This is a genomic window from Mesorhizobium sp. M1A.F.Ca.IN.022.06.1.1, from assembly GCF_003952605.1.
Lineage (GTDB): Bacteria > Pseudomonadota > Alphaproteobacteria > Rhizobiales > Rhizobiaceae > Mesorhizobium.
The window spans coordinates 2,465,201-2,478,607 of record NZ_CP034455.1 but is presented as its reverse complement, the minus strand read 5'-3'; the positions used below and the strand labels follow the sequence as shown (position 1 = coordinate 2,478,607).

9 protein-coding genes and 1 pseudogene are annotated in these 13,407 nt (G+C 64.2%); 9 read left to right on the top strand and 1 reads right to left on the bottom strand.

What is annotated here, in order from left to right:
- Positions 1 to 13 precede the first annotated feature (13 nt).
- From nusA to EJ078_RS11695, 9 genes and pseudogenes are all read left to right on the top strand, one after another.
- Positions 14 to 1,606 (top strand): transcription termination factor NusA, encoded by a 1,593-nt coding sequence (gene nusA / locus EJ078_RS11735; protein WP_066996346.1) that lies wholly within the window; start codon positions 14 to 16, stop codon positions 1,604 to 1,606.
- Between the two features lie 32 nt (positions 1,607 to 1,638).
- Positions 1,639 to 2,288 (top strand): annotated as a pseudogene (locus EJ078_RS11730) (RNA-binding protein).
- Complete coding sequence (gene infB, locus EJ078_RS11725; protein WP_127215725.1) at positions 2,285 to 4,852, top strand: translation initiation factor IF-2; 2,568 nt, start codon at positions 2,285 to 2,287, stop codon at positions 4,850 to 4,852. Before EJ078_RS11730 ends, infB begins: the two are co-directional and overlap by 4 nt.
- Before the next feature lie 126 nt (positions 4,853 to 4,978).
- Positions 4,979 to 5,398 carry a 30S ribosome-binding factor RbfA gene (rbfA, locus tag EJ078_RS11720; protein WP_095824226.1) on the top strand — a complete coding sequence of 140 codons (420 nt, stop codon included), beginning with the start codon at positions 4,979 to 4,981 and terminating at the stop codon, positions 5,396 to 5,398.
- Positions 5,399 to 6,361 carry a tRNA pseudouridine(55) synthase TruB gene (gene truB, locus EJ078_RS11715; protein ID WP_095824225.1) on the top strand — a complete coding sequence of 321 codons (963 nt, stop codon included), beginning with the start codon at positions 5,399 to 5,401 and terminating at the stop codon, positions 6,359 to 6,361. It abuts the gene before it with no gap.
- 183 nt (positions 6,362 to 6,544) lie between these two features.
- Complete coding sequence (corA, locus tag EJ078_RS11710; RefSeq protein ID WP_095824402.1) at positions 6,545 to 7,639, top strand: magnesium/cobalt transporter CorA; 1,095 nt, start codon at positions 6,545 to 6,547, stop codon at positions 7,637 to 7,639.
- A gap of 146 nt (positions 7,640 to 7,785) precedes the next feature.
- A complete protein-coding gene (rpsO, locus tag EJ078_RS11705; RefSeq protein ID WP_275955123.1) occupies positions 7,786 to 8,097 on the top strand; it encodes a 30S ribosomal protein S15 in 312 nt (103 codons plus the stop codon).
- A gap of 382 nt (positions 8,098 to 8,479) precedes the next feature.
- Positions 8,480 to 10,630, top strand: coding sequence for a polyribonucleotide nucleotidyltransferase (gene pnp, locus EJ078_RS11700; RefSeq protein ID WP_066996362.1), 2,151 nt, complete (start codon positions 8,480 to 8,482; stop codon positions 10,628 to 10,630).
- 81 nt (positions 10,631 to 10,711) lie between these two features.
- The gene (locus EJ078_RS11695; RefSeq protein WP_127215723.1) at positions 10,712 to 11,722 is read left to right on the top strand and encodes a class I SAM-dependent methyltransferase; all 1,011 of its coding nucleotides are present in this window, start codon (positions 10,712 to 10,714) and stop codon (positions 11,720 to 11,722) included.
- A gap of 72 nt (positions 11,723 to 11,794) precedes the next feature.
- Here the strand turns inward: EJ078_RS11695 and EJ078_RS11690 are convergent, their stop codons facing one another.
- The gene (locus tag EJ078_RS11690) at positions 11,795 to 13,348 is read right to left on the bottom strand and encodes a bifunctional diguanylate cyclase/phosphodiesterase (RefSeq protein WP_095824222.1); all 1,554 of its coding nucleotides are present in this window, start codon (positions 13,346 to 13,348) and stop codon (positions 11,795 to 11,797) included.
- Between the last annotated feature and the right edge of the window lie 59 nt (positions 13,349 to 13,407).

The window sequence follows — 13,407 nt, the reverse complement described above, 5'->3', positions numbered from 1 at the left end:
CGGGAGAAAGACAATGGTTGTAAGCGCCAACAGGCTCGAACTGCTGCAGATCGCCGATGCGGTCGCGCGTGAAAAGTCGATCGATAAGCAGATCGTCATCGCCGCGATGGCCGATGCGATCCAGAAGGCGGCGCGTTCGCGTTATGGGCAGGAAACCAATATCCGTGCCGACATCAATCCCAATACGGGCGAGATGAAGCTGCAGCGGCTGATGGAAGTGGTCGAGAAGGTCGAGGATTACGCGACGCAGATCGCCCTTTCCACGGCGCGCGAGCGCAATCCCGACGCCCAGCTCGGCGACTTCATCGCCGAACAGCTGCCGCCGATGGATTTCGGCCGCATCGCCGCGCAGTCGGCCAAGCAGGTCATCGTCCAGAAGGTGCGCGAGGCCGAGCGCGATCGTCAGTATGACGAGTACAAGGACCGCATCGGCGAGATCGTCAACGGCACCGTCAAACGCGTCGAATATGGCAACGTCATCGTCGACCTCGGCCGCGGCGAGGCGATCATCCGGCGCGACGAGCTGATCCCGCGCGAGAACTACAAATATGGCGACCGCGTCCGCGCCTATGTCTACGACGTGCGCCGCGAGCAGCGCGGCCCGCAAATCTTCCTGTCGCGCACGCATCCGCAGTTCATGGCCAAGCTCTTCACCATGGAAGTACCGGAAATCTACGACGGCATCATCGAGATCAAGTCGGTCGCCCGCGATCCGGGCTCGCGCGCCAAGATCGCCGTCATCTCGCGGGATTCCTCCATCGATCCGGTCGGCGCCTGCGTCGGCATGCGCGGCAGCCGCGTCCAGGCGGTGGTCGGCGAATTGCAGGGCGAGAAGATCGATATCATTCCGTGGTCGCCTTCGGCCGCTTCCTTCATCGTCAATGCGCTGCAGCCGGCGGAAGTCGCCAAGGTGGTGCTCGACGAGGATGCGGAGCGCATCGAGGTGGTCGTGCCGGACGACCAGCTGTCGCTGGCCATCGGCCGCCGCGGCCAGAATGTTCGTCTTGCCTCGCAGCTCACCGGCTGGGACATCGACATCCTGACCGAGCAGGAAGAGAGCGAGCGCCGCCAGAAGGAATTCGTCGAGCGTTCGGCCCTCTTCATGGAAGCCCTCGATGTCGACGAGATGGTCGGCCAGGTGCTTGCCTCGGAAGGCTTCACCAGCGTCGAGGAAGTCGCCTATGTCGATTCTGGCGAAATCTCCTCGATCGACGGCTTCGACGAGGACACCGCTTCGGAAATCCAGTCGCGCGCCCGCGAATATCTGGAGAAGATCGAGGCCGAGCACGACGAGAAGCGCAAGGCGCTCGGCGTCGAGGACGAGCTGCGCGAGATCCCCGGCATCACCACGGCCATGATGGTGACCCTCGGCGAGGACGGCGTGAAGACGATCGAGGACTTCGCCGGCTATGCCGCCGACGACCTGATCGGCTGGAAGGAACGCAAGGACGGCGAGACCAAGGTCTATCCCGGTGTGCTCGCCGATCACGGCGTCTCGCGCGCCGATGCCGAGCAGATGGTGCTGACCGCTCGCAAGAAGGCCGGCTGGATTTCCGAGGAAGAACTGGCCGCTGAGGAAGCGGCCGGTGAAACCGTCGGTGCGTGAGGTGACCACCAATCGCAAAACCCGTGGACGACATGAACGATCGCACTTGCATCGTCACGCGCAGGCAGGCCGAAGCGGATGAACTGATCCGCTTCGTCGTCGGCCCGGATTCGGCCGTCGTTCCGGACATCAAGCGAAATCTGCCCGGCCGCGGTTGCTGGGTCACCGCCGATCGCCTACATATCGACAAGGCAGCGGCGAAGAACCTGTTTGCCCGCGCTTTCAAGGCGCAGGTCACCGTTCCAGCCGAACTCGGCGACATGGTCGACGGGCTGCTTTCCAGATCCGCCCTGGGCATGTTGGGTCTTGCTCGCAAGGCCGGAGCGGTCGTACTGGGCGCCGCCAAGGTAGAGGCTGCCGTGCGCGACGGGCAGGCGCTCTTCGTGCTGCACGCGAGGGAAGCCTCGGACGACGGCGTGCGCAAGATCAGTCAGGCGCGGCGGGCAACCGTTCATCTCGGCGGCCCCGCTACACCGGCCTACAAACTTTTCCCCGAAGCCGAGTTGAGCTTGGCATTGGGGGTACAAATGTGATACATGCTGCCGTCCTCGCGCAGGATGCGGGTAAGGCGGTTGAGAAGCGCATGGTTGCGCTCGACCGTTATCGGGGCGGAACCCCGGACGATTTGGCAATGCTTGCGGCCGTTGCTGACGATGATGATGCCGCAGAGGATATGGAATGAGCGATACGAAATCGGGCGACGACAAGACGTTGAGCGTTACGCCGAAGAAGACCTTGACGCTGAAGCGCCCTGGCCTCGAGCAGGGCACCGTGCGCCAGAATTTCTCGCACGGACGCACCAAGTCGGTCGTGGTCGAGACCAAGAAGCGCAAGTTCTCGCTGCCCGGCGACAAGCCGGAGCCGGTGGCGCCGTCCGTCTTCACCCCGAAGCCCGCAGCCGCGGCACCCGCGCCTGCCGTGCCGGAAGCGCCGAAGGCGCCGCCGCAGCCGGAACGCTCCGGCATGGTGCTGAACGAATTGTCGCGCGGCGAGATGGAAGCGCGCCGCAGGGCGCTCGAAGGCTCCAAGGCACGTGAGATCGAGGATCGTCAGCGCGCCCAGGAAGAGGCCAAGCGCCGCGCCGAGGAGGAAGAGCGCCGCAAGCGCGAGCGTGAGGAGTCCGCCCGCCGTCAGGCCGAGGAAGAGGCACGTCTGCAAACCGAGGCCGAGTCCCGCCGCCGCGCCGAGGAAGAAGCGCGCCGCCGCTCCCCGCAAGCCGCCGAACTGGCCACGGCCGACGAGGAAGAGGAGGTCAAGCCGCGGCGCCCTGGTGGTGCCGGCGCCGGAGCGCCTGTGCGCCGTCTGGTCACGCCGGAAGTCGCGCGGCCGGCCAAGCCGACCAAGGGCGAGGAAGACCGTCGCCGCGGCAAGCTGACGCTGAACACCGCGCTGTCGGATGAAGATGCGCGCGGCCGCTCGCTGTCGTCGATGCGCCGCCGCCAGGAAAAATTCAAGCGCGCGATGCACAACGAGCCGCGCGAGAAAGTCATGCGCGAAGTGATCCTGCCCGAAACCATCACCATCCAGGAACTGGCGCAGCGCATGTCCGAGCGCGCCGTGGACGTGGTCAAGTTCTTCATGAAGCAGGGCCAGATCTTGAAGCCGGGCGACGTCATCGACGCCGATACGGCCGAGCTGGTCGCTTCCGAATTCGGCCATACGGTCCGCCGCGTCGCCGAGTCCGACATCGAGGAAGGCCTGTTCAACATCGCCGACCGTCCGGAAGACCTGGTGTCGCGTCCGCCCGTGGTGACCATCATGGGCCATGTCGACCACGGCAAGACCTCACTGCTCGACGCCATCCGCAACGCCAATGTCGTCTCCGGCGAGGCCGGCGGCATCACCCAGCACATCGGCGCCTACCAGATCGAAAAGAACGGTCAGAAGATCACCTTCATCGACACGCCCGGCCACGCCGCCTTCACGGCGATGCGCGCTCGCGGCGCCCAGGTGACCGACATCGCCGTGCTGGTGGTGGCGGCCGACGACAGCGTCATGCCGCAGACGATCGAATCGATCAATCACGCCAAGGCGGCCGGCGTGCCGATCATCGTGGCGATCAACAAGATCGACAAGCGCGACGCCGACCCGCAGAAGGTGCGCACTGAACTGCTGCGCCACGAAGTGTTCGTGGAATCGATGGGCGGTGAGGTGCTGGACGTCGAGGTTTCGGCGACCAAGGGCACCAATCTCGACAAGCTGCTGGAAGCGATTCTGCTGCAAGCCGAAGTCCTCGACCTCAAGGCCAATCCCGACCGCACCGCCGAAGGCGCGGTCATCGAGGCGCAGCTGGACAAGGGCCGCGGTCCGGTCGCCACCGTGCTGGTGCAGACCGGCACGCTGATGCCCGGCGACATCATCGTCGCCGGCAACGAATGGGGCCGTGTCCGCGCGCTGGTCAACGATCGCGGCGAGCATGTGCCGGAAGCGCCGCCGGCAATGCCGGTCGAGGTGCTCGGCCTCCAGGGCACGCCGCAGGCAGGCGACCGCTTCGCGGTCGTCAACAACGAGGCGCGTGCGCGTGAGATCACCGAGTATCGCCAGCGCCTGGCGCGCGAGAAGGCGGTGGCCAAGCATGCCGGCCAGCGCGGCTCGCTCGAGCAGATGATGTCGCAGTTGCAAGCGAGCGGGCTGAAGGAGTTTCCGCTGGTCATCAAGGGCGACGTGCAGGGCTCGATCGAAGCGATCAACGCTGCGCTCGAAAAGCTCGGCAACGACGAGGTCAGGGTACGGATCGTTCATTCGGGCGCCGGCGGCATCACCGAGACCGACGTCTCGCTTGCCGAGACCTCGGGCGCTGCGATCATCGGCTTCAACGTCCGCGCCAATGCGCAGGCGCGCACGGCTGCTGCCGCTGCCGGCATCGAGATCCGCTACTATTCGATCATCTACAACCTCGTCGATGACGTGAAGGCAGCTCTTTCCGGCATGCTCTCGCCCGAGCGGCGCGAGACCTTCATCGGCAATGCCGAGATCCTCGAGATCTTCGACATCTCGAAGGTCGGCAAGATCGCCGGCTGCCGCGTCACCGAAGGCAAGGTCGAGCGTGGCGCGGGCGTGCGCCTGATCCGCGACAACGTCGTCGTCCACGAAGGCACGCTGAAGACGCTGAAGCGCTTCAAGGACGAGGTTTCGGAAGTGCCGGGCGGTCAGGAATGCGGCATGGCCTTCCAGAACTACGAGGACATGCGCGTCGGCGACGTCATCGAGTGCTTCCGCGTCGAGATGGTGAGCCGGACGCTCTAATTTCGGATATACTGCCGGAATTCACCGGGCGGCGGCCGCAAGGCTGCCGCCCGAGATCCTTGTTTCGTAGTTGAGACATGTGGCGCGGTCCCATCCCGCGCTTCACGATTTCAGGACTGAAGAAAAATGTCCCGTTCGACAACATCAGGCCCCTCCCAGCGCATGCTGCGCGTCGGCGAGCAGGTGCGTCACGCCCTATCCGAGACCCTGCAGCGCGGCGAAATCGTCGACCCGGTGATCGAGAACAGCGTCGTCTCGGTCTCGGAAGTACGCATGTCGCCCGACCTCAAGATCGCCACTGCTTTCATCTCGCCGCTTGGGGCCGGCGACGCCGACGCCGTGGTCGGGGCGCTCAACAGACATGCGAAGTTCATTCGCGGCCGCGTCTCGGGCGCGCTCAGGCAGATGAAGTACATGCCCGAGTTTCGCTTCCGGCTCGATACGTCTTTCGACAATTTCGCCAGGATCAACGAATTGCTGAAATCGCCCGAGGTCGCGCGCGATCTCGACCACCAGAATAAAAACAACGACAAGGACGAGGAATAGGTGGCGCGCCGCGGCAAGAAGAAGGGCCGGCCGGTCTCCGGCTGGGTGGTGCTGGACAAGCCGGTCGGCATGGGCTCGACCGAAGCCGTCTCCAAGATCAAATGGCTGTTCCAAGCGGAGAAGGCCGGCCATGCCGGCACGCTCGACCCGTTGGCTTCCGGCATGCTGCCGATCGCGCTCGGCGAGGCGACCAAGACCGTGCCTTACGTGCAGGATGGCGCCAAGGTCTACCGCTTCACCGTCGCCTGGGGCGAGGAGCGGTCGACGGACGACCTCGAAGGGCCGGTGACGAACAGCTCGGACCGCCGCCCGGCCGAGGCCGAGGTGCGGGCGCTGCTGCCGAAATACACCGGCGTCATCATGCAGACGCCGCCGCAATTTTCTGCCGTCAAGATTGCCGGCGAGCGCGCCTACGATCTTGCCCGCGACGGCGGGACGGTCGACATTCCCGCCCGCGAGATCGAAATCGGCCGTTTGGACATCGTCGAGCATGGTGTCGATAGAACCGTCTTCGAGGTCGAGTGCGGCAAGGGCACCTATGTGCGCTCGCTGGCGCGCGACATGGGTCGCGATTTGGGCTGCTTCGGCCACATCTCCGAGTTGCGCCGCGTCGAGGTCGAGCCGTTCACGGCGGACGATTTCGTCACCGTCGCCGAGCTCGAAGCGGCGCGCTTCGGCGGCAAGACGGATGAGAATTCGGACGAAGAAGCCGAGGTGCCGGTCGATTTCGGCGCCCTTGATGCGCTGCTGGTCGAGACCGCCGCAGCGCTTGACTGCCTGCCGCAGGTCGCCGTCAGCGATGACGCCGCGACCAAGATCCGCCTCGGCAATCCCGTCATCATTCGAGGGCGCGACGCGCCGGTCGAGGCCGAGGAGGCCTGTGCCACGGCGCGCGGCAAGCTCGTCGCCATCGGCGCCATCGAACAGGGCATGTTCAAGCCCAAGCGGGTCTTTGCCGGTTGACGGCACTCGGCTAGTTTCGGCTCGCAGTTCCAGGAAAACGTGTAACGGTTCTCGTCGGAATTGCATGAAAACCGTCGGTTAGAGCAGCGATCTGCTATGACGTCGCGCCCCAGGGGAGCTCATGGCCCAGAGGAATCATGGCCCAGAGGAATCATGGCCCAGAGGATTATGGCCCAGAGGATTGTGGCAATGGCTGAGACCGTCGGAAAGCGGGCGCCGCTGAAAATCCGCCGGCCGCCGGTCGGCGCTTCGCCCGGCACCTTGATCGCCGATCCGGCGGCGCGGCGCAGCGAGCTTCGGCTGACGTTGATCTCGCCGGAGAAATACAAAACCATCGACAATGCCAGCATCGACGAGCTCAACACCCATTGCGACCGCTGGCCGGTCGTCTGGCTTGATTGCACGGGGCTCGCGAACATCCCGCTGATCGAAGAGATCGGCCGGATTTTCGACCTTCATCCGCTGGCGCTCGAGGATGTCGTCAACACCGGCCAGCGGCCGAAGGTGGATTTCTTCGAGGACCACGCCTTCGTCGTCATGCGCATGATCGACGATGTCGCCGCGCATCGCTACGAGCAGATCGCGGTGTTCTTCGGCGAGAATTTCGTCGTCACCTTTCAGGAGCGCGAGGGCGACCCGTTCGATCCAGTGCGCAAGCGCATCGCGGCTCCCATGCCCAACCGGCTGCGCTCGCGCGGCGCCGACTATCTCGCCTATGCGCTGATCGACGCCATCGTCGACAGCTATTTCCCGCCGATCGAGACGGTGAGCGAATTGGTCGACGGCATCGAAGACCAGATGCTCAACACGCCCCACAAGCACCAGATGCGGCAGTTGCACGAATTGCGGCGCGACGCCAATGTGCTGAAGGGCGTGCTGTGGCCGATGCGCGACGCGCTGGCGACGCTGATCCGCAACGACGTGCCCTTCGTGCAGGCCGAGACCAAGATATTCTTCAACGACACGCTCGACCATGCGCTGCGGCTGATCGAACTGGTCGAGACCCAGCGCGACATGCTGACCGGCTTGATCGAAATGCATCTGTCGCTGACCCAGGCACGCACCAACGACGTCATCTCCTATCTGACCATCGTCTCGGTGATCTTCATGCCGCTCACCTTCCTCGTCGGTGTCTGGGGCATGAACTTCGACCCGGATAGCTCGCCCTGGAACATGCCGGAGCTCAAGGCCTACTACGGCTACCCGGCGGCACTTTTGTTCATGCTGGTCGTTGCTGTCGGGCTCGTCGCCTTCTTCAAATGGAAGAAGTGGCTGTAGCAGCAGAACCCTCTGTTTTGCGGCAGGACATGCGACAAGCCGGCTTGACAATTAGGCTGGTGTTTTGCGGGAAATTGCACTATATGCGCGGCAGCTTCGCGCCCTGACGCGCTGCTTGCACCGGCCCCTGCTGGACGACATCCCGGCTGAGGGCGTCCCGTTTCCTCGAACAGATAAGGAAAAACACGATGTCGATTACTGCCGATCGCAAAAAAGAACTGATGGCCGAATTCGCGACCGCGAAGGGCGATACCGGGTCCCCGGAAGTCCAGGTTGCCATCCTTTCCGAGCGCATCAAGAACCTGACGGAGCACTTCAAGGATCACAAGAAGGATAACCATTCCCGCCGTGGTTTGCTTGCTCTCGTTTCCCAGCGCCGCAGCCTGCTTGATTACCTCAAGCGCAAGGATGACACGCGCTATCAGACGCTGATCGACAAGCTCGGTCTCCGTCGCTGACGAATTGACCGGCGGGCTCTCTGCGGAGAGCCCGCCGGTCGCGCATTGGCGGACCGGTCGCTCCGGTGCCCGATGCTGGAGTGGAGCGCGCCGCGCTCTCGAAATTCGCATTCGCGCATGGCGCGTCTCGGAAACAGGGGTTTCCGGCGTCGTGCGCAAAAGGCCGGCCGACCGGTCGGCCTGACCCGGTTCCGGAAGCGCAAAGGGCCGTTCGGAACCGCCCATGGACGGTCATGGGGCAGGATTGCAGGATGCTCGCTCGGCAATCGCCACCTGTCGAGCTTCCCGTTGTCTTGCCCGTGGCTGCCCGAAGGAAGCCAGGGAAGGGATGCTCCGCGACCGTTGAGACGGCGCGGCCCTTTCCGCACATGAAGGACAAGATATGTTCAATCAACACAAAGTGGAAATCGAATGGGGCGGCCGTCCGCTCATCCTGGAAACCGGCAAGATCGCTCGCCAGGCTGACGGCGCGGTGCTCGCCACCTACGGCGAGACCGTGGTTCTCGCCACCGTCGTTTCGATGAAGGAGCCGAAGCCCGGCCTCGATTTCTTCCCGCTCACCGTCAATTACCAGGAAAAGACCTATGCCGCCGGCAAAATTCCGGGCGGCTACTTCAAGCGCGAGGGCCGTCCGAGCGAGAAGGAAACGTTGGTTTCCCGCCTGATCGACCGCCCGATCCGCCCGCTGTTTGCTGACGGCTACAAGAACGACACCCAGATCGTCGTCACCGTCGTCCAGCACGATCTCGAGAACGATCCGGACATCCTGTCGATCGTCGCTACCTCGGCCGCGCTCACGCTGTCCGGCGTGCCCTTCATGGGCCCGATCGGCGGCGCCCGCGTCGGCTACATCAACGGCGAGTATGTGCTCAATCCGCATATCGACGAGATGGAGGAATCGAAGCTCGACCTCGTCGTCGCCGGTACCGCCGACGCCGTGCTGATGGTCGAATCCGAGGCCAAGGAGCTCAGCGAGGAGCTCATGCTCGGCGCCGTCGTGTTCGGTCACAAGAGCTTCCAGCCGGTGATCGACGCCATCATCAAGCTGGCCGAGGTCGCCGCCAAGGATCCGCGCGACTTCACCGCGCCGGACCATTCGCAGCTCGAAGGCGAGATGCTCAAGGTTGTCGGCGACGAGCTTCGCGACGCCTACAAGATCATCGAGAAGCAGTCCCGCTACGCGGCCGTCGACGCCGTCAAGGCGAAGGTCAAGGCCGCGTTCACGCCGGCCGAAGGCGAGGATCCGAAATACTCCTCCGAGCAGATCGCAAGCGTCTTCAAGGAGCTCCAGGCCAAGGTCGTACGCTGGAACATCCTGGACACCGGCTCGCGCATCGACGGCCGCGACCTGAAGACCGTGCGCAAGATCGTCGCCGAAGTCGGCGTCCTGCCGCGTACCCATGGTTCGGCGCTGTTCACCCGCGGCGAGACTCAGGCGCTGGTTGTCGCCACGCTCGGCACCGGTGAGGATGAGCAGTTCGTCGATTCGCTGACCGGCATGTACAAGGAGAAGTTCCTCCTCCACTACAACTTCCCGCCCTATTCGGTTGGCGAAACCGGCCGCATGGGCTCGCCGGGCCGCCGCGAGATCGGCCACGGCAAGCTTGCCTGGCGCGCGATCCACCCGATGCTGCCTTCGGCGGACCAGTTCCCGTACACGCTGCGCGTCGTCTCGGAGATCACCGAGTCGAACGGCTCGTCCTCGATGGCGACGGTCTGCGGCACCTCGCTGGCGCTGATGGATGCCGGCGTGCCGATCGCCAAGCCCGTGGCCGGCATCGCCATGGGCCTGATCAAGGAAGGCGAGCGCTTCGCGGTGCTCTCCGACATCCTTGGCGACGAGGATCATCTCGGCGACATGGACTTCAAGGTCGCCGGCACCGCCAACGGCGTCACCTCGCTGCAGATGGACATCAAGATCGATGGCATCACCGAGGAGATCATGGGCATCGCACTCGGCCAGGCCAAGGAAGGCCGGCTGCACATCCTGGGCGAGATGGCGCATGCCATATCTTCCTCGCGCGCCGAGCTCGGCGAATTCGCGCCGCGCATCGAGGTCATGCACATCCCGACCGACAAGATCCGCGACGTCATCGGCTCCGGCGGCAAGGTGATCCGCGAGATCGTCGAGAAGACCGGCGCCAAGATCAACATCGAGGATGACGGCACGGTCAAGATCGCGTCGGCCAACGCCAAGGAGATCGAGGCGGCGAAGAAGTGGATCCACACCATCGTCGCCGAGCCGGAAGTCGGCGAGATCTACGAAGGTACCGTCGTTAAGACGGCCGACTTCGGCGCCTTCGTCAACTTCTTCGGCCCGCGCGACGGCCTCGTCCACATCTCGCAGCTCGCCAATGAGCGCGTCGCCAAGACCTCCGACGTCGTCAAGGAAGGCGACAAGGTTTGGGTCAAGCTGATGGGCTTCGACGAGCGCGGCAAGGTGCGCCTGTCGATGAAGGTCGTCGACCAGGCGACCGGCAAGGAAATCGTTCAGGAAAAGAAGAAGCCGGAAGGCGAGGAAGACGCCGCCTGATTGGCCTGACCGCATGATTGAAACGGGCGCGCTGCAAGGTCGCGCCCGTTTCTATTTCAAGCGCCCTTCAAGGGTAGGTGAATGGCCGCTGAGCCGCTGAAGACGCTGTTCTATCCGTTCGAGGCCGAAGCGCTGCCTTGGCCGCGAAGCGATGCCCGGATCCTCTTTCTTGGCGCTGAGCCTGGTTTCCGTTTGCCCGGCGGCGTCGCTGCGGCGCTGCATCTCGTGCAAGGCTTTCGGCCGCATTTTCGTGCTCTGCAGGCAGCCGGCTATTCGGTCACGCCGCGGGCGGAAGGCTCGGCCTTCGATGCTGCCCTTGTGCTGGCCGGCCGGCATCGCGGCCAGAACGAGCTGCGCATCGCCGAAGCCATCGAGCGCGTCGCGCCCGGCGGGTTGATCGTCGTCGCTGGCGGCAAGGAAGACGGCATCGATAGCCTGCGCAAGCGCGTGGGCGCGCTGTCGCCGCTCGAAGCCCACCTGCCGAAGCATCACGGCGTCGCCTTCTGGTTCCGCCGGGCCGGCATGGATGCGGCCCGGGCGCTTCGCGCCGCCAACCCCGATCTGGTCGTCGAAGGCCGCTTCCGCACCGCGCCCGGCATGTTCTCCTTCGATCGGGTCGACGCAGGATCGAAGCTTCTGCTGGACAGCCTGCCGCAGGGGCTTGCGGGCAATGTCGCCGATTTCTGTGCCGGCTGGGGCTATCTGGCGGCCGAAGTGATGGAACGCTCGACAGGGCTGTCCGGTCTCGACCTCTACGAAGCGGATTTCGAGGCCCTGGAGGCGGCAAGGGTCAATATCCCCGCAACCGCTGTCGAGCCGCGCTTCTTCTGGACCGATCTGCTGACCGAAACGGTCGAGCGAGGTTACGACGCGATCGTCATGAACCCGCCCTTCCACAGCGGCAGGGCTGCCGACCCGGGCATCGGCGCTGGCATGATCCGCGCGGCATCAAAGGCACTGAAACCAGGTGGACGCCTGTTCGTGGTGGCGAACCGGCAGTTGCCCTACGAACAGGTGCTGGCGGGAGCCTTCTCCAGTCACGCCGAGGTTGCGCGCGATGGCATGTTCAAGGTGTTTTCGGCGCGGCGTTAAAAGCAACTCCAGGAAAAGCGCGTGAGACGGTTTTCCGTCCCCGTGATTGCTCCAGGAAAAGAATGCAGCGCCCTACTGCAGGCTGACGAGGCGTGCCGGCTCGCGCCTGGCATGAACAGGGCGCAACGCGCCGAGCTCGATCTCGAGCGGCGCGGGGCGGCCGAACAGATAGCCCTGCACGACCTCGCAACCGGCGGCTCTCAGCAGCGTCGCCTGGTTCTCGGTCTCGACGCCTTCGGCGATGATGCCGACGCCGAGCGCCCGCGATAGCCCGACGATGGTCGAGACGACAGCGCCCGAGCTGGAATCGGTATCGATGCGGCTGACGAAGGAGCGGTCGATCTTCAGCTTGCCGAACGAGAAGTCGATCAGATAGCTCAGGTTGGAATAGCCGGTGCCGAAATCGTCGACGGCGACCGAGATGCCCATCTCGGCGAGTTGCCGCAGGATGACGGCCGCGCGGTCGCGGTCCTGCATCATCGCCGTTTCGGTGACTTCGAGTTCCAGCCGCGACGGCTTGATGCCGGTCGATGCCATGGTCTGGCGCACGATGCCGACGAAGTCCCTGGTCATGAACTGGACCGGCGAGATGTTGACGGCGACGAAGCAATCCTCCGGCAGGTACTGGGCGTCGCTGCAAGCCTTGCGCAGCACCCATTCGCCGATCGGGTTGATCATGCCGGTTTCCTCGGCGATCGGAATGAATTCCATCGGCGGGATCATGCCGCGTTCCGGATGCTTCCACCGGATCAGCGCTTCATAGCCGACGACACGGCCGCCCTGCAGGTCGAATTGCGGCTGGTAGTGGAGGTTGAAGTCGCCGCGGTCGAAGGCGGTTTTCAGCTCCGATTCAATCCATTGCCGGTGGTCCGCAACGCGGCCCATGTCGGCGTGGAAGACCGACCAGTTGCCGATGCCGCCTGCGCGCGCATTCTGCAGCGCCAGGTTCGAACGGCGAAGGATGAGCACCGGATCGACGCCGTCCTTCGGCATCGCCACGATGCCGACGGACATGCTGACCGACTGCAGATGCGTCTGGAGCTGGTAGGGCTCCATCATGCGGTTGATGAATGTTTCGAGGAACCGTTCGAGATATCCCCGGATCTCACGGTCCGGCAAGAGCACGGCGAATTCGCCGGCGCCGAGCCGTCCGATCACGACATCCTCCGGCATGCTCTCCTTCAGCCTTTTGGTGAAGGCGCGGATCAGCTCGTCGCCATGACTGTAGCCGATGGCGTCGTTGATCTGCTTGAAGCGGTCGATGTCGATATCGATCAAGTAGACCGGTTCGCCGGTCTCCAGCGTTTCCGCTGCCGCCGCCGCGACCTTTCCGACGATCGCCTGGCGCGTCAGCAGGCCGGTCATCTTGTCGAAATGGGTTTCCTTGAAGACGTATTCGGCCGATTCATCGATGCCTGCGAAGAAGGACATCGCGGCGCCGCCGGCGGAAAGGGCACAGAGCGCGGCGATGATAGCCGCCATCGTCCCGGCAGACATGCCGGCCAGGCCGTCGCCGAAGCCGAAGCGCAACCCCCAGAGTCCGAGGATAAAACTGCCCATGGCCGAGCTGGCGATGGTGATCAGCCGGAACAGCGGTGTTCGCTTCGGGTTGCTGACTGCAGACATGCAAGGTCCCTGAACTACAGGGCCGTTTAGCGGATACCTCCTTAAAATGGGTTTCCGCC